Raw genomic sequence first — 23131 nt, 5'->3', positions numbered from 1 at the left:
GGGCCCCGTGGGCCTGCGTGGCAGGGGGTGTCAGCGCAGCGCCCGCACCTCCGTACCGTTCGCGAGCCGGCCCGTCAGCCGGGAGTGGGCCCCCTTGTGCGCGGGCGCCGCGAGGACATTGCCGGTCGCCGTGCCACGCGCACCGCCCGTGACGCCGATCGACGCCACGTCCTTGCTGCCCGCCGCCAGCACGTGCCAGTTGCCCGCGCGGGACTTCCACAGCACCCCGGCGAGCACCCGCGGTTCACGCGCCCCGCACGCCGGCGAGTCCTGCGCGCGTGCCGCGATCGCCCCGCTCTCCTTGCCGGGCGCCTGGAACTGGGCGAGCACCCTGCCGCCCGTGCCCCGCCACGTGTCGGCCCGCGTGCACACCCACGTGGCCGTCCCGTTGCCCTCGGGCAGCCGCTGCGTCGCGTACGCCCACGAGTTCACCGACCGCACCCCGTTCGACCGCACCGCGCCCAGCAGGCAGGCGGTACGCGCCCAACCCGCCCGCGCCGACGGGCCGTTCACGTCGCGCGGGGCGATTGGGCGGCCGGAGGTGAGGAGGGCGGGGGTGAGCTCGCCGAGGTCGGTCACGAGCCGGGTGCCCGGAGTGCCGCCCGCCTCGCGCAGCTCCAGGGCCGCGACCTCGCCGCACGCGCCGGGCCGCGGCACGGCGGGCACCGAGGCCGTCACCCCGTCCGCCGACAGCGCCAACTCCCGTGCCGGCGCCTCCGGTCGGCGCAGGTCCCGCACGCCGACGGTACGCACCCACGGCGCCGTCAGATACCGCACCTCACCCTTGCCCCGGCCCACGACCACCGCCCCCGACGTGGCCTGACCCGCGCCGTCGACCCGCGCGAAGTCCAGGGCCGCGCCGCCGTCGGGCCCGGACCGCGGCTCGGCGTACCGCACCAGGCGCAGGCCGTCGTGCAGCACCACCACGCGCGCCCGGCCGACCTCGCCCGCGTACAGGAGTTGCGCCGGGCCGGGCGGGGCGCCCTGCGGTGTGCCGGGCGTGGCCGAGACCTGCACGGACGGGCCGGGGCTCGCCCACACGGCGAGCGCACGGCCGAGCAGTTCGCGGTCGCCGGTGAGGGAGCCGCGCGCGGGCCACACGGTGTAGTCGGTGCGTGCCGAGCTCCGCCACGCGTCCTCGTCCGCCCGCGTCAACTTCCGTGGATCCAGGGCCGCTTGGGCGGTGTGCGCGCCGCCGGGGCCCAGGGCGCCTCGGGCGTACGCGGGTGGGGCGGGCTCGTCGGGTGCGAGGCCGTCGCCGGGCAGCGCGAGCAGCGTTCCGCACACCAGGGCCGCCGCGGCGGCGGCGAGCGCGGCCCGGCCGTGCTGTCGGCGCCGCACCAGGTCCGGCGGCCTGGCCTGCAGGGAGCACGGGTCGAACTCGGAGGAGTCGAGCAGCGCGTACGGGGCGGTCACGCCGTCGGCCTCCGCGAGTGCCGCGTGCGGGTCGGCGACCCCGGCGCCCTCCAGGAGCCTGCGCACTTCGGCGTCCGGTAACTGCTCCAGGCCGCGCAGCACGTACGCGGCGCGGGCCGGGCCGCCGAGCGCGGAGAGCTGCTGGTCGAGGGCGAGTTCGTCGGCGCCGCCGGAGCGCGGGAACAGTCGCAGGCCCCACACCTGCGGGAGCAGCGGCGGCAGTTGGGCGCGCTTCGGCCAGGCCCGCCGACGCAGCGGAAGCCCGGCCTCCAGCGCGCTGCGGAGGACGCGCAGGCGTACGTAGGCGTATCCGGCGTCGCTGCCGGGGCGGTCGCCGGGGTGGTGGGCGCTGGGCCGGTCGGGGCGGCGGTCGCCGGGGCGGTGCCCAGTGCGGTCGCCGGGGCGGTCTCCCTCGTTGCCGCTGCCGCGCGGGGTGTTGTGCCGGTTGTCGTTCGGCGGCAGCCCGTTCGCCGTCCGGCCGCTCGCCGTGCGCTGTGCGGGGATCGCGGCGCGTTCGACGGTGGTGCGGCCGCGGGGGAGGGCGCGCTGGGTGAGCCAGTGCGCGGTCAGCACCCGCCGGTTGCGTCCCAGTGACGGCGGCAGCACGAGGTAGCCGAGCCGTACGAGCCGCGGATAGTGCTCGACGAGCGCGGCCTCGGCCTGCTCCACGTCCACGACGGGAGCGGGACCGGCGGAGGGCACGGTTCGGGTGGCGGCGTCCGAGGAACTCACGTTCAGCAGAACGAGCGAATCGTCGGATGGTCACCCGAACGGGCCATCGCCGCAGGCGAGTTGATGCCCGCCGGTCCCGGCCGCCTCACCCCAGCGTGAACCCGCTGAACTCCACCGTCCCGCGCTCCCCGCTTCCGCCGTGCGTCGCCGACATGAAGAAGCCCACGTCCTGCGCCTGCCCCGCGCCCGCGACCGGCACCTCCCCGACCGTCCGCCAGCTCGCCCCGCCGTCCGTCGAGCACTCGCCCCGGAAGACACCCCCGGCCCGGCTCAGCCGCAGCAGCACCGGAGCCGCGATGCCGGTGATCCGCTTGTACGTGTCGAGGGTGCCGTCCCCGTTCGTGTCGTACGACAGGACCACACCGTTCGCGGGCGTCACGGCGAGGTTCACGAAGCCCGGGGAGCCGGGCGCGGCAAGGGAGTTGCGGGCGATGAGCCCTGCGCGCGCCCACGGGCCCGTCGCATCCTGCGCGTCCACCCGCACCGTCGCCGCGACCCCGTCCCGCAGGGCGCCCGCGCGGTACGCCGTGCCGAACTCGCTGGTCCCCTTCCACAGGTCCTGGCCGCCGCCGTTCACCGCGAACCGCTCGCCGGCCTGCCCGAACACCGCCCCGTTGCTGGTGTACGTCCGCCACCCCTCGTCCAGCGGCCCCGCCACGTACAGGCTGCCGTCGACCACCGTCGTCACCCGGTCCTCGCCCAACGGCCCGTACCGCACGGACAGTTCGTACGGCAGCGGTCTCAGCGGCCTCGTCAGCGGCTCGTCCGGGGCCGTGGCGCGCCAGGCGACCTCGCCCTCGCCGGCCGCCGGAACGGAGGGGAGCGAGGTGCTTCCCTCGGGCTCCGCCCGCAGTCCGGTCAGCTCGAAGTCGACGCGCCCCGTGGCGCGCAGGCCGTTGACGTTGGTGAAAACCGCCTCCACGCGCGCGTGCCCGCCGGGCGGGAACGCCGACGGTTCGGCGCTGAGCACGATTCGGCCCTGATAGGGGGCGCGTGCCAGCACATCGTGCGCCTGCTTGGCCGTGCGGTACGCGTCGTTCGGCGGCCGGAGCGGATACTCCTTCCGCTCCCGCGTCCACGGCTCCTCGATCGCGTACCAGTCGAACGTCCGCGGTTCCCGGCCCGCCGCGAGCGCGTCCTCCAGCTCGTCCAGGTAGGCCGTCCACTGCGGCAGGTGGAAGTCGCCGATCAGGCCGTGCCAGTCACGGTTCGCGTAGTTGGCGAGGCGTCCGCCGTCGGCGGTGCCGCGGTCCGCCCATGTGGTGATCAACACCCGCGCGGTGTGCTCCAGTCGGGCCTCCTCGGTGCTGTTCGACGCCATCCGCTTCGCATCGTCCAGCCACGGCCCGAGCAGGAACGCGCGGTGCGAGCCGGTGACGTCCTCACTCAGCCGCATCAGCCGCAGCCACAGCCGCGCGAGCACCCGGAACGTCTCCAGGTCCTTCCTGCCGTACGCCGCCCGCAGCTGCGGCAGCAACTGCCAGGACCGGTTGGCGAGCGCCTGCCGCGCGAGATCCGTGAGGTCGTGGCGGTACGCGTCCGAGCCGCGCAGCGACGCGTCCACCCCGAGCAGCGCCGCGAACGCCCGGTCGAACGTGCCGGGCGAGAACGCGGGCGTGTGCGTCGCGTAGTACGTGCCCGAGTTGGCGGTCAGGCTCGGGCGGGCCGCGAAGATCGAGTCGTGCGGCCTGCCGTCCCGGCTGGTGATCCGGTACGCGCTCTCGCGCAGCGCCGCCGTCGCCGCCCGCGCCCGCTCGTCCCGGCCTCCGTACCGCAGATCCGCGTACGCCCGGAACCACTCGGTCCGGTCGATGGCCTCCTCGCGCCAGGCGAGTTCGCTGAAGAGTTCCAGGGCGGCCGGGTCGCGCTCGGCGGCCTCCGGCATGTACGCCGTGCCCGCGAGCGTCGAGCCCGGCTTGTCCCGCCAGACCGTGAACCGCTCCGTCCACATGTGGGTCTTCGCGCCGATGGTGGTGCGGCCGCCGAAGTTGGGGATGGTGCCGAACGCGTACGGCGCTCCGCCCCAGTCCCGCTCCCGGTCGGTGACGGTCTCCAGGTCGGACAGGCCGTCCACGATCAGCAGCTGTTCCTTGTCGAGCGCGTCGATCAGGTCGCGGCGCGGGTTGGCCTGCCAGCCGAGGATCGTCCAGATCGCCCGGGGGCGCGCGGCGCGCAGGGCCCGCTCCACGGCGCGCGCCGCGTCGGGCACCGGCACGTCGCCCGGATGTCCGCCCTCGTGCAGCAGGTCCATCTTGAACAGGTCGATCTCGCCGAAGAGTTCGGCCTGGTGCCGGTAGAAGGCCGCCGCCACCCGGTCGAACACCTCGGTGCGCGGGTCGAGCCACTCGGGCCTGCGCAGGCCGTTCCAGTCGCCCTGCGGGATCGTGCGCGCGCCCGGGTTGCGTGCGGCGAAGCCGTCCGGGACGGTGCCGAAGTAGCCGGGCAGGACCGGTTTCATGCCGAGCTCACGCATCCGGTCGGCGATCTTCCGCCCCAACTCGACGCGTTTGCCGATGAGTTCGGGGCTGACGGGTCCGCCGTACGCGCTCATGTTCTGCAGTAGCCACCACGGCTGGTGCGAGGGCGCGGGCAGCCAGGCGCGGGCCTCGGCGTCGGAGTACCCGAAGTCCTGCAGCAGCCGGTGGTACACGCCCTCCTGGCCTGCGGTGACGAGCACTTCGTTGCAGCCGTGCAGCGCGAGCACGTCGATCATCCGCTCCCAGCGCGGCCAGTCCGCGTACGGGGCGGTGTAGCCGTCGTGGGTGTCGTTGAAGACGAAGCGGTGCGGGACGGTCGCGGCGCGTTCCAGGGGGCGGTCCGGGCCGGGGAGGTGTTTCGGCAGGTCGAGGCGGCTGCCCGACCAGGATATGTGGGCTCCGCCCACATATTTCAGATACCAGTGCACGCCGGTGAGCACCGCCAGCGGCCCGGTGCCGGCGACGGTGATCCGGCCGGTGGCGCCGCTGACCTTGAACCGCTCGCCGGGGGCGTCGAGTCGGGCGACCGCGATCTGTTCGGCGTGCTCGGGCAGCAGCCTGTTGAGCGCGGCGCGCACGGGATCCGTATCGAGGGCGGGGCCCTGCGTGGGCTCGCCCGTGGCGCGGGCGGAGGCGGCGGCCGGGACGGCGTGGGCCGGGACGGTCGCGCCGAGGACGCTGCCGAGGCCGACGGCTCCGGCCGTCCCGATGACTCTGCGGCGGGACGGTGCGGTCATGTGGTGCCCCCCTCTGTCGTCTGCTGCGGCGCACGCTAACCGTGCGGATGACGGTGCTCAACGGTGCTCACGGAGCTGGCGCGTTCGCGTCGGCGGACGGGTCGGGAGGTAGGCATGAGGCGGGTCCTGTGGGTGGTCGTGGGGGTGCTGGGCGTTGCGGGGTGCGGTGCGGGCGCTGACGGTGGTGCGGGTGAGCCGAGGGGTGGGCGGCCGGTGTCGGTGTCCGGTACGGCGGGCCTGGATCGCCTTGCCGCGGCGGCGGGCTGTGAGCCGGTCGTGCGGTCGGCGAGCCGTGATCTCCGGCAGGCCAACTGCCGTACCGCCGAGGGCCGTTATGTGCTTGCCGTGTTCCGTACGGATCGGGGGCAGCGTGAGTGGCTGGATGCGGCGGACGACTACGGCGGGTCTTTTCTGGTGGGCCGACGGTGGCTGGCGGTGGGGGAGCAGCGGGTGCTCGTGGGGCTGCGCGGCCGGCTCGGCGGGACCGTGGTGACGTCCTCGCACCACTCGGGGAACAGCGGTGGTGGGGGGAGGGAGGGTCACGGCACGGGCCACCATGGGAGCTGACCGCGCAGCGGTACGGGGGGCGGCGGCGGGTGGGGCTGCGCTGACGGATGGTCGGGGTCAGTCGCAGCGGTCGCCGTCGTTGATGCAGCGCACCATCCGGTCCATGAGTTGTTCGTCGAAGACGTTGATGAAGTCGCCGTGGTCGGTGATCGGTTTGTGGAGTTGTTCGGGGAACGAGTCGACGGCGAAGTTCCGCTGCGGCTCGATGTCGTACACGATGCGTTGCACCAACTGCGGTATGGCTCGGAAGCCTTGGGGGCAGCGGCCTTCTTCGTCGGTGAAGGCCACGTGCGTGCGGTGGTTGGCGCTGTCGGTGTTGCGGCCGTCCCAGCAGCTCTGGAAGCGGAAGGTCCGGACGACGTCGCTGCCGTCGGGGCAGAGCGGGTATTTGTCGGTCAGTTGGCGGTCTTCGAAGCCGGTGCAGCTCCAGGACGCGTTGGCGTTGGCGTCTCCGTTGGTGAACGCTTTGGCGTCGCCGGTGATGATGCGCAGGAACCGTGGCATGGCGGTGACTTGGTCGACGGGGCTGCCGGTGAAGGTCAGCTCTACTTGGGTGGGCGTCTGGATCTGCCCGACGTTCTGGTCGTTGCCGCCGCCGTCGGCTTCCGCGTCTTGTTCGTCCTGCCCGTTCTGTACGCGCAGTACGGGCCAGTAGTAGGTGGAGCGGTCGCCTTGGTCGCGGCAGCTGGTGGCGCCGTCCGCGAGGTCCTGGTCGTCGGCGAACGCGTCGTTCGCCTGGTTGCCGACGTAGTCGTGCATGTGGTGTGCGCCGTTGCTCACGCCGGGCGCCACGATGACGTTGTCGGGGTTGCGTTTGCCGTTCTGGTTCGTGCCGCAGTCCGTGGTGAACGTGCCGCGGGATGCGCCTTGTCGCTGGGGGAGGTCGACGTCGGGGTCGACGCTCCTGATGTCCACGAAGTCCCCGTCGACGGGCCCGTTCCCGGCCTGCCCGCCGCTCTGTCCTTGGTTCTGTTCCTGTTCCTGCTCCTGCTCCTGCCCTTGTTCTTGTCCTGGTGGCTGCTCCTGTTGTTGCTCCTGTTGTTGCTCCTCCTGTTGTCCGTCTTGCGCTGTGTCGGGTGCTCGGAGGGTGCACGGGGCGAGGCTGTCGAGGTTTTCGGGGGTGCTCGCGCCGTTCTCCTCGATGGTGGAGGTGATCGTGCCGATGGAGTCGCGGCGTTGTCGTTCGAGTGGTCCGAGGAGTTGGGCGGGATCCTCACCGTTCTCCTGGGCCTGGGCGAGCTGTGTGTATGTGTCGGTGATCTGGCGGTCGAGTTCGGCCAGTTCGGCGTCGACCTCCTGGCGTGCGGCTTGGGGTACCTCCCTCAGTTCGTCGCCCACGTCGGGGCAGTCGATGGTGGTCATGGCGGCGGGTTGTACGGCGCGGGTGTCGCGGCCGTCGGGGGAGTCGCCCTCGCCCGCCGAGGCCTGGACGTTCAGCACGGCCAGCCCGCCGCCGCCGAGTATCAGGGCCGCGGCGGCGGCGATCGCCCGGCCGGCCAGCGTCGATCGTTTGCGTGATGTGCGTCCCATGCGTTGACGTACGCAACACTGGCCCGCCCCGTTCAACGCGGCCCGGAATCAGCGGAGTTGACCACTGGGGCCCGGGCCCCCGGTTCGCCGGGCGCCGGGGGCTCGGGGGCCGGAGGGCCGGGGGGCCGGGGGGCCGGGGCAGGGCGCCCCTATGCCAGGCCCAGCAGCTTCTCCTCCACCTCCGGGGCCAGTCCGAGCTGCGGTCGGTCGGGGCGCTGGGGCGCGACCCCGCCTATGGACTGCAGCCACTCCCAGGTGTCCCGCACGGTCTCCTCCGCCGGACGGCAGCGGAGGCCGGCGCCGAGGGCCTTCGACACGTCGCCGTTGTGCAGCGCCTGGTGCAGCTCGGTGTGGGGCGGCACCCAGATCGGCAGCTGGGTCCACGGCTCGACGCCCGCCTCGACGATCGTCTCCGGCGCCGTCCAGCGCAGCTCGGCGTCGCTCCCCGTGACCTGGACGCAGGCCTCGAGGAGCGCCCCGGTCGTGGTGTGCCCGGGCGGCGCGATCAGGTTGTACGGCCCGCTGAGCCCCGCGCGCGCCGCGTCGAGGATCCACTCGGCGAGGTCGCGTACGTCGATGAACTGCAGCGGCAGCTCACGCGGACCCGGCGCGAGGACGGGGCCGCCGCGAGCGATCCGGCCGAGCCACCACGGCAGCCGCCCCACGTTCTCGTACGGCCCGATGATCAGGCCCGCCCGCGCGAACAGCGAGCGGTCCTCGCCGAAGGACTCCAGGACGGCCAGCTCGCCGCCGCGCTTGTCCTGCGCGTACGCCGTCTGTTCCGCGTCGGCCGCGCCGTGGGTGAGCGTCGCGCTCTCGTCGAAGCCCGCCGGGGGCGCCCATTCGTAGACCGAGCCGCTCGACACGTACACGTATCTCCCCGCCCGGTCGGCGAGCAGGCGCGCGCTGTCCCGGACGACGCGCGGGGCAGCCGACCAGGTGTCGACCACCGCGTCCCACTCGCCGTCCGCCAGCGCCGCGAGACCGTCGGGCGCCGTGCGGTCGCCGTGCAGGGCGCGGACGCCCGAGGGCGGGGCGTGCCGGCCGCGGTGCAGCACCGTCACGTCCCAGCCGCGGGCGAGCGCCGACTCGGCGACGGCCCGGCCCACGAATTCCGTACCGCCGAGGATCAGAAGTTTCATGCCTCCGAGCTTGCCGCCCGACCGGCCGCGAGGGAATGGCGCTCTGCTGACAGAAGATTCGCGCTGCTGTCAGCAGAACCCCGCCCCGCGACGGCCGTGTTCGGTGTATTACGGCGCGCACGCGGCGTCGTTCCTGGCAGCGGGTGAGCTCAGCCGCACGCGACCTGTGCGACGGCGGCCTGTGCGGCGACCACCCGCGCAGTGCGACCTGTGCAGTGCGACCCGTGCAGCGCGACCTGTGCAAGTCGCGCAGGCCCTGTACTCAGCCGTCTGCCGGGATGGCACGATGAGCGCCCATGACGGATGCCCGGTCGCCGCTGCGCGCCTTTCGGGCCGCGATTTTCGCGGCGGTGGGCGTCTCGCTGGGCGCCGTGGGGCATTCCTCCATGTCCGGCCGTGAAATCCCGTTCGGCGCCCTCTTGGTGGCGTTCGTCGTCACCGGCGTCGTCGCCTGGGGTGTCGGCCACCGGCGTCGCGGCGTTCCGTCCATCGCGACGGGACTCCTCGCGATGCAGACCGCCCTGCACCTGACGTTCGCCGGCTCCCAGGCGCATTCCCCGGCTCACCCGAGCCACGGGAGCGGCGCGTCCATGGGTGACGGGAGCGGCGCGTCCACGGGTGCCGGCATGCACGGCGGAGGAGCCGACCACAGCTCCCTCGGGATGCTGGCCGTGCACGGGCTCGCCGCGCTGGTCTGCGCCCTGTGGCTGGCGCGCGGCGAGGCGGCGTTCTTCCAACTTCTCGCCGCCGTCGAATCGTCGGCCTTCGCCCCACTGCGGCTGCTGCTCACGGCGGTACGGCTGCCCGTCCCGCCCCGCCTCACCCGACGGCCCCGGCCCCGCCCGGCCGCACGCGCGCGTGCGGTCGTTCTCGCGTACGCCGTCACCCGGCGCGGGCCACCCGCCCGGCGCTCCTTCTGCGAGCTCCGACTCACGCCCCTGGCGTCCTGAACTTCTGGTCACGCTTTTCGCGACGGCGCCACGGGTGCGCTTCCCCCTGCCGTCGTACGCGTACCGAAGGACGCCATGGCCATCGAAAACCAGACAAAACCCGACCAGCTGTCTGATCACCAACAGGATCAGCACCTACTAGAGGAGCAGCCTGACCGGACCTCCTCCTGGTCCGCGCTGAGGCCGCTGCTGCTGCGGCTGCACTTCTACGCCGGGGTGCTCATCGCCCCGTTCCTCCTCGTCGCCGCCCTGAGCGGGTTTCTCTACTCGCTCTCCTTCCAGGCGGAGAAGATCGTGTACGCGCACGAACTGGAGGTTCCCGTAGGGGACAAGGCGCTGCCGATCAGCGAGCAGGTCGCCGCCGCCCGCGCGGCGCACCCCGAGGGCACCGTCACCGCCGTGTGGCCCGCGCCCGAGAAAGACCGCACCACGCGCGTGCTGCTGTCCACCCCGGACGTGCCGGACGACCGCTCCCTCGCGGTCTTCGTGAACCCCTACGACGCCGAGGTGCGCGGAGAGCTCGTCAGCTACGGCAGCTCGGGCGCGCTCCCGCTGCGGACCTGGCTGTCCGAACTGCACCGCCATCTGCACCTCGGCGAACTCGGCCGCCACTACAGCGAGTTGGCGGCGAGCTGGCTGTGGGTCGTGGTGCTCGGCGGGGTCGCCCTGTGGTTCGGGCGCCGCAGGGCGCGCCGTCGCGACCTCCTCGTGCCCGCGAAGGGGCAGGCGAAGGGGCGGCCCCGCACGCTGTCCTGGCACGGCGCCGCCGGCCTGTGGGCGGCGGTCGGGCTCCTGGCGCTCTCCGCCACCGGTCTGACCTGGTCGAAGTACACCGGCGTCAACATCGACGCCTTCAAGGCCCAGCTCGGCGGAGCCACGCCCGTCGTCGACGCGACGCTCGCCGGAGGCACGTCGGCCGGCGGCGGCCACGAGGGCCACGGCTCCGGGCACGGCAGCGGCCACGGGGGCGGCCACGGCGGCGGCGCGGACATCGGCGTCGACCGGGCGCTGGAGATCGCCCGCGGCGAGGGCGTCGACGGCCAGGTCTCGGTGATCCTGCCGGTCGACGGGCAGGGCTACGTGGTCAAGGAGACCGACACCGAATTCCCCGTCCACCTCGACTCGGTGGCCGTCGACCCGGCCGACGGGCGGGTCATGGACGAAGTCGCGTTCGCCGACTACCCGTTGCTCGCCAAGCTCACCCGGTTCGGCATCGACGCGCACATGGGCGTGTTCCTCGGCCTGCCCAACCAGCTGGCGCTCGCGGCCCTGACGGCCGTCACCGTCCTGCTGATCGTGTGGGGCTACCGCATGTGGTGGCTGCGCCGGCCGACGAAGGACCGCGCCCTCCGCTTCGGCCGGCCGCTGCCGCGCGGGGCCTGGCGCAAGGTGCCGCTGCCGCTGCTCGTGCCGCTCGCCGCTGTGACGGTTCTGGTCGGCTGGTTCGTGCCGCTGCTCGGGCTCAGCCTGCTCGCGTTCCTCGCGCTCGACGTGACGCTCGGGCGGGTGGCCCGGGCCCGGTCGGCGTCACCGCGCGGCTGACGCGTCCAGAGGCTGCCTCCCGTACGACTCGGGTATGACGTACGGGATGCAGCCCCCCGGCCCGTTCCGCTACGTCAACGGCCGGTCGGCGGCGCGTACTTGTACCCCACCCGGCGGACCGTCTGGATGACCTGGCGGTGCTCGGCGCCCAGCTTGCGGCGGAGGCGGGCGATGTGGGCGTCGACGGTCCGGCCGTCGCCGACGTGCCCGTACCCCCACACCGTGGTGACCAGCTGGTCGCGGGAGTGGACCCGGTGCGGGTGGGCGACCAGGTGGGCGAGGAGCTCGAACTCCAGGTAGGTGAGGTCGAGTTCGCGGCCGTCGACCGCGGCGGTGCGCTGCACGGCGTCGACCCGCACCAGCGGAGCCGACGCAGCCGGCGGAGGCGACTGGACCGGCTGAGCCGACTGGACCGGCTGAGCCGACTGGACCGGTTGGGCCGGAGAGGCCGGCGCTTCGGGCCGTCCCGGCGCGGCCTGCTGGTCGGCCGGGACCAGGACCAGGTAGCCGACCATCGGGGGGTGCCCGGGAAGGCTGGGAACGGCGTGCTGCGGCGCGGGCAGCCATGTGGCGCCGGGCGGCAGGAACTCGGCCACGTCGACCATCTCGTCGCGGCCGATGGCGCGCAGATGGTGGCGCCGGAGCGGGGCGGGAGCAGGGGCGGACGGGGAGGAGGGAACGGAAGAGGCGCTCTGGGGACTCGTCATGAGAGGTCAGCTCGATTCGCGCGAGAGGCGTTCGGGGAAAACGTGCTCAGTGGCGCGCCGACCAAAAGCCGCACTCAGAAGAAGTGAACGGCGTTAGCGGGCCGGCGCGTTCAGCGCGCGGCAACAGACCCGGTCGAAGTCGTGGTGCTGACGGGACGGCCAGAACGGCTCGAGGTCGTGGCGACCCGGCGCGGAGTTCTGGAAGCTGGCCATGTGTCCCATTGAAGCAGACGGCGAAAACGCCCACCGAGGCAGACGGCGAAAACGGCCACAGGGGCAGACGGCGAAAACGCCCACCGCGCCGGATGCCGAAAACGCCCACCGAGGCAGACGGCGAAAACAGCCACCGAGGCAGACAGTGAAAACGCCCACAGGAACACACGACAGGAGCGCCCACCGAACCCCGGTGGGCGCTCCCGAAAACCGCAACAGTCGCGTACGGCTCAGACCTGGCCGGCCTTCTCCAGCGCCGAGCAGCAGGTGTCCACGATCAGCCGGGTCACCACGTACGGGTCGACGTTCGCGTTCGGGCGGCGGTCCTCGATGTAGCCCTTGCCGTCCTGCTCGACCTGCCACGGGATGCGGACGGAGGCGCCGCGGTCGGAGACGCCGTAGCTGTACTTGTCCCACGGGGCGGTCTCGTGCAGGCCGGTCAGACGGTCGTCGATGCCGGCGCCGTAGTTCTTGACGTGGTCGAGGGGCTTCGAGCCCTCGCCGAGCGCCTCGCAGGCGGTGATGATCGCGTCGTAGCCCTCGCGCATCGCCTTCGTGGAGAAGTTGGTGTGCGCGCCGGCGCCGTTCCAGTCGCCCTTGACCGGCTTCGGGTCGAGGGTCGCGGACACGTTGAAGTCCTCGGCGGTGCGGTAGAGCAGCCAACGCGCCACCCACAGCTGGTCGGAGACCTCCAGCGGGGACAGCGGGCCGACCTGGAACTCCCACTGGCCGGGCATGACCTCGGCGTTGATGCCGGAGATGCCGAGGCCCGCCTTGAGGCAGTTGTCCAGGTGCGCCTCGACGACGTCACGGCCGTGGATCTCGTCCGCGCCGACACCGCAGTAGTAGCCGCCCTGCGGGGCCGGGAAGCCGCCGACGGGGAAGCCGAGCGGACGGTCGCCCTCGAAGAACGTGTACTCCTGCTCGATGCCGAAGATCGACTCCTGGCCGGCGAACTTCTCGGCGACCTCGCGCAGCGCGGCGCGGGTGTTGGAGACGTGCGGGGTCATGTCCGTGTTGAGGACCTCGCACAGGACGAGTACGTCGTCGCCGCCGCGGATCGGGTCCGGGCAGGTGAAGACCGGCTTGAGCACGCGGTCGGAGGCGTGGCCCTCGGCCTGGTTGGTGCTGGAGCCGTCGAAGCCCCAGATCGGCAGCTCGGCGAGACCGGCCGGCGAACCGGGCATGATCTTGGTCTTGGAGCGCAGCTTCGCCGTCGGCTGGGTGCCGTCGATCCAGATGTATTCGGCCTTGAAGGTCACGGGGCGCCATCCTTTGCGGGCTGTGCGTGCGGTGCGGGCGGGTCGCGGCGGTGCTGTCGCGCTGTACCGCAGCCTCGCAACCCGCGATTTCCCGGCCGTTGCCCGTCTGTGAACCCCGTGTAACGCGGCCCGCTCCCCGGCTTCGGTGGTCAGGTGCGCTGTATACGCGGTTGACTGTGCCCCATGGCGACAGCACCGATCACCCCTGAGAGCCACGCCGACGAGACCCCCGAGGCGCCGCTGCGCGTAGGCCTGTTCGGCACCGGACCGTGGGCCGCGCGTGTGCACGGCCCGGCGCTCGCCGCGCACCCCGGGGTCGAGCTGGCGGGAGTGTGGGGGCGCAGGCCCGAGGCGGCGGGCGCGCTCGCGACGGAGCTCGGCACGCGCGCGTACACGCGGGCGGACGACCTGATCGCCGACGTCGACGCGGTCGCCTTCGCCCTGCCGCCGGACGTGCAGGCGGACATCGCGGTACGGGCGGCAGGCGCCGGCCGGCACCTGCTGCTCGACAAGCCCGTCGCGACGAAAACCGACACCGCGCGTGTGCTGGCCGACGCCGTCTCGGACTCCGGTGTCACCTCCGTCGTCTTCTTCACGCTGCGCTTCTCGGCGGCCAGCGCCCCCTGGCTCGCCGAACAGGCCACCGTGGACGGCTGGTTCACCGGCCGCGCCGAGTGGCTCGGCAGCATCTACGCGCCGGACACGAAGACCCCGTACGCCGCCTCGCCGTGGCGGCAGGAGAAGGGCGCGCTGTGGGACGTGGGGCCGCACGCCCTGTCGCTGCTCGTGCCCGCGCTCGGCGACGTGACGGAGGTGACGGCGGCGCGCGGCCCGGAGGACACCACGCATCTGCTGCTCCGGCACGACTCGGGCGCCTCCTCCGTGGCCACGCTCAGCCTGACGGCGCCGGAGAAGGCGGGCGGCGTGACGGTCGAGCTGCGCGGCAGGTCCGGCGTCGCGACCCTGCCCGAGGTGTGGGGCGATGGGCCGCTCGACGCGTACGCCCGGGCCGTCGACGCGCTGCTCACCTCGGCGCGAACCGGCGAACCGCACGCCTGCGACGTGCGGTTCGGGCTGCGCGTGACGGAGATCCTGGCGGAGGCGGAACGCGCCCTGCGCTGACCACCGGCCGATGCAGAACGCGCGCTGCGCCGGCGGTCGGCCGGAGCCCCGCCGGGCACGGCCCGCTCAGCGGCCGAGCGCGTCCCGGACCGCCTCTTCCGTGCGGGCCACGACCGCCGTGCCGTCGTCCGCCGTGATGATCGGGCGCTGGATCAGCTTCGGGTGCGCGGCGAGCGCGGCGATCCAGCGGTCGCGGGCGGCGGGCTCGCGCGGCCACTCCTCGCGGTCCTTGAGGTTCAGCTCCTTGGCGGCCGCCTCCTGGGTGCGGGTGATGTCCCACGGTTCGAGTCCGAGCCGGTCCAGGACGGCGCGGATCTCGTCCTCGCTCGGCACGTCCTCCAGATAGCGGCGCACCGTGTACGTCGCGCCTGCCTCGTCGAGCAGCTGCTGCGCGCTGCGGCACTTCGAGCAGGCCGGGTTGATCCAGATCTCCATGCCGCAAGCGTAAGCCAGCACTCCGCTACGAGGGGTCGAGTCGAGGCCTCAACGCCCTTGTGGCCAGGGGCGATTGTCAGTGGTGGGCCATAGAATAGAAGCAGTGTTCGAGAAGGGTCGCGCACTGCCGTGGAAGCGGTGTGCGCACCCCCGACCACCCCAGGAGGATGTTCATGGCCGCTGTCCTGTCCGCCGTCCAGAAGCCGTTGCCGATCGACCTTCCGTACAAGCCGCTGCTGAAGGAGCCGCTCCCCGCGGGCCGCCCCCGGGAGTGGTACATCATGCACAACCGCCGTCTGAAGGCCATGCGCCTCGCCATCGCCCTGCTCGACTCGGGCACGCTCCGCGCGGAGCAGGCGAACAACCGCAAGATACGCGCCACGGCCGAGCTCGTCGGGGTGCGCCCGCCTTCGGACATCACCTGCCACATGGTCCGCGCGCTGATGCGGTACAGCCGCTGACGCCAGGCCGGTGACGGGGAGTGCGGGGCGCGGTGCGTGCGCGTCGCCGCCCCGCCTCCCTCTTCCACGCGTGACGCGAACGGTCAACTCCCGCTCGCGTACGCCCTCTTGAAGTGAGCGCGGCCCTGTGGCGAACATGTCCAGACCAATGCCGTCGGTACGGTGCGCACCGCGCGCCGTCGAGCGGAAGGCCGCACCGTGCGACGCACCCACCTCATCGCCCCCGCCGCCCTGGCCGCCGCCCTCTGCCTGCCGTTGACCGGCTGCGCGGGCGACACCAGGGCGGCCGAGCCGGAGCCGGTCGCGCCGCGCGGCCTCACCGCCCAGGCGTCCAGCGCGACCTCGGTCCACGTGATGTGGAACAAGGCCGCCACGGGCGACATCACGGCGTACGAGATCTACCGCGGCAAGACCCGCGTCAAGACCGTGTCCGCCGACCGCCTCATGGTCGACATCACCGGCCTGAAACCCGAATCCACCTACGAGTTCACCGTCCGCGCCAAGGCCGAGGGCGGCGCCGCCTCGCCGCTGAGCCGGCCCGTGCAGGTCACCACCCGCAAGCACACCGCCACCGACGACGAACCGCCCACCGCCCCCACCCGGCTGCGCGCCCGCGCCTCCGGCCCCCGCGCGGCCACCCTCTCCTGGCGCGCCGCCACCGACAACGAGGAGGTCACCGCGTACGACATCTACCAGCGCGGTTCGAGGATCCACAGCGTCGACGGGGACTCGACCGCCGCCCTGGTCACGGGACTTCGGCCCGGCACCGACTACACCTTCACCGTCAAGGCCAGGGACGCCGCCGACAACAGCTCCCGCGCGGGCGAAGCCGTCGGCCTCACCACGGCCGGGGCGTCCGACGGCACGGACGACGCCTCGGCGGACACCGCGCCCACCGGGTTCCGCGTCGGCACCCATGCCGACGACGGCGCCCACCACCTCGACCTGTCGTGGAACCCGCCCGACACCGGGGGAGACGTCAGCGAGTACCAGATCCACCTCAACGGCAGACCGGCCACCACGCTGATGTGGGGAGCGAAGGCCCCCGAAGGCCGGGCCGAGCACAGCTTCTTCATCACCCGCGAGGCGGGAAAGACGTACCGCGTGAAGCTGCGCGCCAAGCTGCCCGACGGAAACTGGGGCGCGTTCTCCGCGGAGCGGACGGTGACGACCGGCTGAGGCCGCCCCGCCCGCCCCGCCCGCCCGGCCTGCCCGGCCTGACTGACCTGCCCGGCCTGCCCGATCCGACCTCCGCCCCACTTCCCGGGCCCGCCCCGGCGGTAGCCTCGGCCCCTCGAAAGCGCCGGTGCGCGCACACTCGCGAAGGGAACTCCCCGTGACCGTAGCCCTGTTCACCCTCGGCGGGACCATCGCGATGGCGGGCGCCGGAACGGAGCAGAGCGGACCCGGGGCCGACCAGCCGGGCGGCACCGTCGTCGCCCGGCTCACCGGCGCCGACCTCACCGCGGCCGTCCCCGGGCTCGACATCCCGCTCGACGTCCACGACACCCGGGCCGTGCCCAGCGCCGACCTCACCTTCCGTCAACTCCTCGACCTGGTCGAGCAGGCCTCGCGGGCGGTACGCGCGGGCGCGCGCGGGGTCGTCGTCACCCAGGGCACCGACACCCTGGAGGAGAGCGCCTTCCTCGTCGACCTGGTGTGGCCCCACCCCGAGCCGTTCGTCCTCACCGGTGCCATGCGCAACCCGACCCTCGCCGGGCCCGACGGACCGGCCAACCTCCTTGCCGCCGCCCGCGTCGCCGCCGCCGACGAGGCCCGCGACCTGGGCGCGCTGGTCGTGCTCAACGACGAGATCCACGCGGCCCGTTCGGTCCGCAAGGCACACGCCACCAGCACGGCCGCGTTCACGTCCCCCGACACCGGCCCCCTCGGCCACGTCATCGAAGGCGTGCCCCGCGTCCTCACCCGCCCGCCCCGCTGCACCCCGCTCACCCCCGGCCCGGGCGCACCCGCCCGCGTCGCGCTGCACACCGTCACCCTCGACGACGACGGGCACGCGCTCACCCGCCTCGGCGACGGAGACGGTGTGCGGGGCCTGGTCGTCGCGGGCTTCGGCGTCGGCCATGTGCCCGGCGAACTCGCGCCCGTACTGGGCGGACTGGCCGAACGCATGCCGGTCGTCCTCGCCTCGCGCACCGGCGGCGGATCCGTGCTGCGGCACACCTACGGCGCCCGGGGCTCGGAGACCGACCTGCAACGCCGCGGCCTCATCAACGCCGGCCTCCTCGACCCGTACAAGGCCCGGGTGCTGCTCCGACTGCTGCTGACGACGGAGGGCGCGACGACGAAGGACATCGCGGAGGAATTCGCCCGCCACGCGTGACCCCGAAGGAGGCGCCCGCCACGCGTGCCCGCCAGGAATGCGCCCGCCACGCGTGAAGGGAACGTGCCCGGATGCCGTAGGCGGCGAAGCACGCGTGAAGGCGCCTGGCCGAAAACCTACGGAGCGCCTCCACAACCTCCCCACGAGTGTCCGAAAGGTCCTTATCGTGCCCGGCCCCGAATGTCCGAAGGGCCCTGAGGTGCGGCGTGACAAGAGTCGCACCGGCCGCGCACGCCCGGTCGTCCGCCGTGCGCCGCAAGCCCCTTGAACTCGCAGTCGAACCCCCGGTAACCCCCGAATTTCCCCGGTTCTCGCGGCCCCCGAACGGAGATCCACTGCGTGTTAGCGTCCCGTCCGACCGGGGGGCCGACCGCACAGTGCGAGAGGAAATCCGTGGGTCACATGCAGCACATGGACGGTGGCTGGATCACTCCAGTCCTGTCGTACGTCATGGCCGTGGTGGGCGCAGCGCTCGGACTGCGCTGCACCGTGCGCGCCCTGGCGGCGGGGGGCAGGGCCAGAAGGAACTGGCTCATCACCGCGTCCGCCGCGATCGGCGCCGGCATCTGGACGATGCACTTCATCGCGATGCTCGGCTACAAGGTCGAGGGCACCGCGATCCGCTACGACATCCCGCTCACCCTGCTGAGCCTCGCCGTGGCCATCGCTGTCGTCGGCGCGGGCGTCTTCATCGCCGGGTACGGCGGGTCCCGCGCCCGTGCCGTCCTCCTCGGCGGTCTGGGTACCGGCCTCGGCGTCGCGGCGATGCACTACATCGGCATGTCCGCGGTGGAGCTCAACGGCAGCATCGCGTACGACCCGACGCTGGTCGCGGCCTCCGTGGTCATCGCCGTCGTCGCCGCGTCCGCCGCCCTGTGGGCCGCGCTGGCCGTACGCGGACCGGTCGCCGCGGCCGTCGCCGCGCTCGTCATGGGGCTCGCGGTGAGCAGCATGCACTACACCGGCATGGCCGCCGTGTCCGTCTCCGTGACCGCGAGCACCGAGCCGCTCGGCGGGGCCAGCGCACCCGCGTTCATCCTGCCGATGGCCGTCGTGCTCGGCTCGTTCCTCTTCCTGACCTGCGCCTTCGTCGCACTGTCGCCGACCGCGCGGGAGAGCGCCGAGAACGCGGCCGCCGCCCGCCCGCTGCACGAGGTGGAACTCCCGGCGACCTGAGCCGACCCCACCGCGCGGTCCGTACGACCCCGAACCCGTAACCCCAGGGCCGAGCCGTCCCCTCGCCCGCTCAACTCCCGCACTGCCGAGTGCCGCCGAGGAGCCACCCCGTCATGTCCGTACGCCTACCGCTGCCCGAACGGCTGCGCCCCAGATCGATCAGGGCCAAGGTCGTCACCCTGCTCACCGTGCCGGTCGTCTCCCTGATGGCGCTGTGGGGCCACGCCGCGGTCACCACCGCCACCCAGGTGTCGGCCGCCGAGCAGCTGAAGCAGGTCAACTCGGCGCTGGTGCAGCCCGTCTCGGACTTCACCCGCGCCGTCCAGGACGAACGGGCCGCCGCCCTCCACCAGTTCGCGGCCCCCGGCCCCGCCGCCCACGACGCGTACACCGCCGCCGAGTCCCGTACGGACAAGGCCGCCGCGGCCCTGCGCGCGGGCGTGCGGTCGAGCAGCACCGACGTCGCCGCGATCAACGCGGCCCTGCCCGACCGCATCCAGCGGCTGCTGCACAGCGCCGACACGGTCGCCGGACGGCAGGCCGACACCCCGGCCGCCGCGCTCGCCCGCTACAGCACCGCCGTCGACCACGGCTTCGCCGTCCGCTCCGCGCTCGTCCGCGCCGACCGCACCGGCTCCGCCCCCGGCACCCGCGCCGTCCTCGAACTCGCCCGCGCCCGCGAGGCGTTGAGCCGCCAGGACGCGGTGTACGGGGCCGCGCAGGCCGACGGCACCATGACCGCCGAGCAGTACCGCACCTTCGTCGGCGACGTCGCACTCCAGCGCAGCCTCACCGGCAGCGCCGCCGCCGACCTCGCCCCGAGCGACGCCCACGCCTACCGCGAGGTCCTCGACTCCGCCCCGGCCGCCGACCTGCGCACCGCCCAGGACAAGGTGCTCGCCGCGGGCCCCGCCAAGGCCGCCGACGCCGTACCCGCCGACACCTGGGAGACCGCGGCCGTCGACACCCTCGCCGGGCTCGACCGCGCCGAACGCGCGAGCGCCGACCCGGCCGCGTCCGCCGAGCCGTACTCCCTCGCCACGCTCGGCAGTTCGGGCCTCGCCGTGATCCTCGGCCTGCTCGGCGTGGTGCTCGCCCTGATCCTCTCCGTACGCATCGGCCGCGGCCTGGTCGCCGACCTCACCGGCCTCCGCAACCGCGCGCTCGAACTCGCCGCGACCCGGCTGCCCACCGCGATGCGCCGCATCCACAACGGCGAGGACATCGACCTCGACACCGAGGCCCCGCTCGACCCCACCCCCGTACGCGACGAGATCGGCCAGGTCGGCGCGGCCCTCACCACCGTGCAGCGCGCCGCCCTGCGCGCCGTCGCGGGCCGCGCCGCCGTCCTCACCGGAGTCTCCGGCGTGTACGTGAGCCTCGCCCGGCGCAGCCAGGTGCTCCTCCACCGCCAGCTGGAACTCCTCGACACGATGGAGCGCCGCACCGAGAACCCCACCGACCTGGAGGACCTCTTCCGCCTCGACCACCTCACGACCCGCATGCGCCGGCACGCCGAGTCCCTGCTGATCCTCTCCGGCTCCGCCCCCGGCCGCGCCTGGCGCAACCCGGTCCCGCTGATCGACGCCGTACGCGCGGGCATCGCCGAGACCGCCGACATCGACCGCGTCCAGCTGCACGACCTGCCGGACCTGCACCTCGCCGGTTCCGCCGTGGCCGACCTCGTCCACCTCGTCGCCGAACTCACCGAGAACGCCGCCCAGTTCTCGCCGCCGCACACCCCGGTCGTCGTACGCGGCGAGGAGGTCGGCGCCGGTGCGGTCCTGGAGATCGAGGACCGCGGGCTCGGCATGGGCGACGAGGCCCTCGCCGCGGCCAACGAGAAGATCCACGCCGCGGACGTCGACCTCCTCGACTCCCGCCAGCTCGGCCTGTTCGTCGTCAACCGCCTCGCCGAGCGCCAGCACGTCGACGTCACCCTGCGCCGCTCCGTCTACGGCGGCATCACGGCCACCGTCTTCGTGCCGAAGGAGATCCTGGAGGCCCCGCACCCGGGCCTGCGCGCCCTCCCGGAGCACACCGAACGCCCGCTCCGCGACCAGCAGTCGACCGTACGACCCCTCCAGCCCCGCCCAACCACCGCCCGGGCCCTCCCGCCCGCAGCCCCGGCCCACCCGACCGCACCCCCGGCCCACCCGGACCGACAGCCGCAGCCCCCGGAACGCCGACCGGAGCCCACCCCCGAACCCGCCCGCGAGCCGAGCGCCCCGCTGCCCTCCCGCCGCGTACAGCACCAGCGGGTGCTGGACCAGCAGCCCCCGGCATCACGCACATCCGCAGCCCCGGCCCATGCGGAAGCGCAGCCCCAGCCGGACCCCCGAGTCCAGCCCCACCCGGACCGACAGCCGCAGCCCTCGGAACGCCGACCGGAGCCCACCCCCGAGCCCGCCCGCGAGCTGAGCGCCCCGCTGCCCTCCCGCCGAGAGCAGCGGCAGCCACCTCGACCGACACCACCCGTGCCCGCACCCCCGCACGACGACGGCCTCCCGCGGCGCGTGCGCCAGGCCAACCTGGCGCCCGAGCTGCGCGCACCCGGCCCCGACGGCCCCGACGGCGACGCACCGGCGTCGCGGGCCGAGCAGCCCGGCCGCCGTTCCCCGGAGGCCGCACGGGCCACGATGGCCTCCCTCCGCTCCGGCCGGCACCGCGCCCGCGCCGCCCGCGAGGCCGCCCCGCACCCGGCCCCGGCCGAAGGCACGCCGAGCCCGCCGAACCCGCCGAACCCCCCGAGCCCGCCGAGCACCCCGCGTACCACAGGCAGCGCCCCGCGCACCCCGACCCACGACGAAGGACAAGGACCCCGATGACCCCGACGTACACCGTCACCAACCTGGGCGGCGCCGACGGACCCGGCGGTGAGGGCCGCGGCGGCGTCGACTGGCTCCTCGACGACCTGGTCGGCCGCGTCCCCGAGGTCCGGCACGCGGTGATGCTCTCCAACGACGGCCTGTGCGTGGGCGCTTCGACCGGCATGGGCCGCGACGAGTCGGAGCGCTTCTCCGCGATCGCCTCCGGCTTCCACTCCCTCGCCAAGGGCGCGGGCCGGCACTTCGACGCGGGCGGCGTCGTGCAGACGATGGTCGAGCTGCAGGGCGGCTTCCTCTTCGTGGTCGCCGCGGGCGACGGCTCCTGCCTCGCCGTCTTCACCGACGGCCACGCCGACATCGGCCTGGTGGCCTACGAGATGGCCCTCCTCGTGGACCGCGTACGCGAGCACCTCGGCGTCCCCACCCGCACGGACGGCGACACCCCATGACGGCCGACCAGCCCGGCCGGGCCCCTCACCCCGGCCGCCCCGACGCCTGGACCGACCGCTACGACGACGACGCCGGCCCCCTGGTCCGCCTGTACGCGATGACCGCCGGCCGGGCCCGCACGGAGAACGGCGCCGAGCGGGTCGACCTGATGGCGATCGTCCGCGCCCGCCCCGAGGCGACCGCGCCGCGCGCCCCGCTCCCGCCCGAGCAGCGCGACCTCCTCGCCCTGTGCACCTCGGGCCCGCGCCCGGTCGCCGACCTGGCCTCGGACTCGGGCCTGCCCCTCGGCGTCGTACGCGTCCTGCTCGGCGACCTGACCGCGGCCGGCCTGATCACCGTCACGACGCCCGACGCCGCCCCGCAGACCAGCACCCGCCCCGACGCCCACCTCCTGCGAGAAGTGATCCATGGCCTACGAGCACTCTGACCGCGCCGCGTTCACCGCGCTGAAGCTTCTGATCGCCGGGGGCTTCGGCGTCGGGAAGACCACGCTGGTGGAGTCGGTGAGCGAGATCCGCCCGCTGAACACGGAGGAGCAGCTCACCGAGGCCTCCCGCCCGGTCGACGACCTGCACGGCGTGGCGACCAAGACCACGACGACCGTCGCGATGGACTTCGGCCGCATCACCCTCCGCGAGGACCTGGCGCTCTACCTCTTCGGCACCCCGGGCCAGGACCGCTTCTGGTTCGTCTGGGACGAGCTGGCCACCGGCTGCCTCGGCGCGGTCGTCCTCGCCGACACCCGCCGCCTCGCGGACTCCTTCCCGGCGGTCGACTACTTCGAGAGCCGGAACATCCCGTTCATCGTCGCGGTCAACTGCTTCGACGGCGTACGCACCCACACCCCCGAAACCATCGCCGCCGCCCTCGACCTGGCCCCCGCGACCCCCGTCCTGCTCTGCGACGTACGCGACCGCGAGTCCGGCAAGGACGTCCTGATCACGCTGGTCGAACACGTCCTGGCCCAACCCTGACCGCGGCCGCCCTGCCGGAAACGGCGAAGGCCGCCGGCCCCCTCGCAGGGGTCGGCGGCCTTCGTA

18 protein-coding genes are annotated in these 23131 nt (G+C 73.7%); 11 read left to right on the top strand and 7 right to left on the bottom strand.

The window, feature by feature from the left end:
* Positions 1-30 precede the first annotated feature (30 nt).
* The 4 genes from ACIDOF_RS05170 to ACIDOF_RS05155 all read right to left on the bottom strand — a co-directional run bounded on the left by ACIDOF_RS05170 (position 31) and on the right by ACIDOF_RS05155 (position 8601).
* Positions 31-2148: a hypothetical protein gene (locus ACIDOF_RS05170; RefSeq protein ID WP_409004444.1), complete on the bottom strand. Its 2118-nt coding sequence runs from the start codon at positions 2146-2148 to the stop codon at positions 31-33.
* A gap of 85 nt (positions 2149-2233) precedes the next feature.
* Positions 2234-5362, bottom strand: a complete 3129-nt coding sequence (locus tag ACIDOF_RS05165) for an alpha-N-acetylglucosaminidase (protein WP_409004443.1) — start codon at positions 5360-5362, stop codon at positions 2234-2236.
* Positions 5363-5986: 624 nt separating this feature from the next.
* On the bottom strand, positions 5987-7459 hold the full coding sequence (locus ACIDOF_RS05160; RefSeq protein WP_409004442.1) for a DUF1996 domain-containing protein: 1473 nt from the start codon (positions 7457-7459) through the stop codon (positions 5987-5989).
* A gap of 149 nt (positions 7460-7608) precedes the next feature.
* Positions 7609-8601, bottom strand: a complete 993-nt coding sequence (locus ACIDOF_RS05155) for an NAD-dependent epimerase/dehydratase family protein (RefSeq protein ID WP_409004441.1) — start codon at positions 8599-8601, stop codon at positions 7609-7611.
* Between the two features lie 296 nt (positions 8602-8897).
* Here ACIDOF_RS05155 and ACIDOF_RS05150 point away from each other — a divergent pair, with 296 nt between their 5' ends.
* Together ACIDOF_RS05150 and ACIDOF_RS05145 are read left to right on the top strand one after the other, a co-directional pair.
* On the top strand, positions 8898-9551 hold the full coding sequence (locus tag ACIDOF_RS05150; RefSeq protein WP_409004439.1) for a hypothetical protein: 654 nt from the start codon (positions 8898-8900) through the stop codon (positions 9549-9551).
* A 75-nt stretch (positions 9552-9626) separates the two neighbouring features.
* Entirely contained in the window at positions 9627-11093 is a 1467-nt protein-coding gene (locus ACIDOF_RS05145; protein ID WP_409004437.1) for a PepSY-associated TM helix domain-containing protein, read from the top strand.
* 74 nt (positions 11094-11167) lie between these two features.
* Here the strand turns inward: ACIDOF_RS05145 and ACIDOF_RS05140 are convergent, their stop codons facing one another.
* Positions 11168-11800 (bottom strand): winged helix-turn-helix domain-containing protein, encoded by a 633-nt coding sequence (locus tag ACIDOF_RS05140; RefSeq protein WP_409004436.1) that lies wholly within the window; start codon positions 11798-11800, stop codon positions 11168-11170.
* 443 nt (positions 11801-12243) lie between these two features.
* Complete coding sequence (glnII, locus tag ACIDOF_RS05135; protein ID WP_409004435.1) at positions 12244-13275, bottom strand: glutamine synthetase; 1032 nt, start codon at positions 13273-13275, stop codon at positions 12244-12246.
* Positions 13276-13458: 183 nt separating this feature from the next.
* Here glnII and ACIDOF_RS05130 point away from each other — a divergent pair, with 183 nt between their 5' ends.
* A complete protein-coding gene (locus tag ACIDOF_RS05130; RefSeq protein WP_409004434.1) occupies positions 13459-14397 on the top strand; it encodes a Gfo/Idh/MocA family protein in 939 nt (312 codons plus the stop codon).
* A 66-nt stretch (positions 14398-14463) separates the two neighbouring features.
* Here ACIDOF_RS05130 and ACIDOF_RS05125 read toward each other — a convergent pair whose 3' ends face one another.
* Positions 14464-14832 (bottom strand): arsenate reductase family protein, encoded by a 369-nt coding sequence (locus ACIDOF_RS05125; protein ID WP_409004433.1) that lies wholly within the window; start codon positions 14830-14832, stop codon positions 14464-14466.
* Between the two features lie 173 nt (positions 14833-15005).
* Between ACIDOF_RS05125 and ACIDOF_RS05120 the strand changes: the two genes are divergently transcribed.
* The 8 genes from ACIDOF_RS05120 to ACIDOF_RS05085 all read left to right on the top strand — a co-directional run bounded on the left by ACIDOF_RS05120 (position 15006) and on the right by ACIDOF_RS05085 (position 23065).
* Positions 15006-15293: a hypothetical protein gene (locus ACIDOF_RS05120; RefSeq protein WP_409004432.1), complete on the top strand. Its 288-nt coding sequence runs from the start codon at positions 15006-15008 to the stop codon at positions 15291-15293.
* Positions 15294-15491: 198 nt separating this feature from the next.
* Positions 15492-16472: a fibronectin type III domain-containing protein gene (locus ACIDOF_RS05115; protein WP_409004431.1), complete on the top strand. Its 981-nt coding sequence runs from the start codon at positions 15492-15494 to the stop codon at positions 16470-16472.
* Positions 16473-16629: 157 nt separating this feature from the next.
* Positions 16630-17637 (top strand): asparaginase, encoded by a 1008-nt coding sequence (locus tag ACIDOF_RS05110; RefSeq protein WP_409004430.1) that lies wholly within the window; start codon positions 16630-16632, stop codon positions 17635-17637.
* Between the two features lie 393 nt (positions 17638-18030).
* Positions 18031-18813, top strand: coding sequence for an MHYT domain-containing protein (locus tag ACIDOF_RS05105; protein ID WP_409004429.1), 783 nt, complete (start codon positions 18031-18033; stop codon positions 18811-18813).
* Positions 18814-18926: 113 nt separating this feature from the next.
* The gene (locus tag ACIDOF_RS05100; protein WP_409004428.1) at positions 18927-21641 is read left to right on the top strand and encodes a nitrate- and nitrite sensing domain-containing protein; all 2715 of its coding nucleotides are present in this window, start codon (positions 18927-18929) and stop codon (positions 21639-21641) included.
* Complete coding sequence (locus tag ACIDOF_RS05095; RefSeq protein ID WP_409004427.1) at positions 21638-22090, top strand: roadblock/LC7 domain-containing protein; 453 nt, start codon at positions 21638-21640, stop codon at positions 22088-22090. The genes ACIDOF_RS05100 and ACIDOF_RS05095 overlap by 4 nt, the downstream gene beginning before the upstream one ends.
* The gene (locus ACIDOF_RS05090) at positions 22087-22518 is read left to right on the top strand and encodes a DUF742 domain-containing protein (RefSeq protein ID WP_409004426.1); all 432 of its coding nucleotides are present in this window, start codon (positions 22087-22089) and stop codon (positions 22516-22518) included. The genes ACIDOF_RS05095 and ACIDOF_RS05090 overlap by 4 nt, the downstream gene beginning before the upstream one ends.
* Positions 22499-23065: a GTP-binding protein gene (locus ACIDOF_RS05085; protein ID WP_409004425.1), complete on the top strand. Its 567-nt coding sequence runs from the start codon at positions 22499-22501 to the stop codon at positions 23063-23065. The genes ACIDOF_RS05090 and ACIDOF_RS05085 overlap by 20 nt, the downstream gene beginning before the upstream one ends.
* Positions 23066-23131: the final 66 nt, after the last annotated feature.

Source organism: Streptomyces sp. Da 82-17, from assembly GCF_046098215.1.
GTDB lineage: Bacteria > Actinomycetota > Actinomycetes > Streptomycetales > Streptomycetaceae > Streptomyces.
Note: the sequence above shows the minus strand (reverse complement) of the source record. Positions and strands in the feature narration are given on the sequence as shown.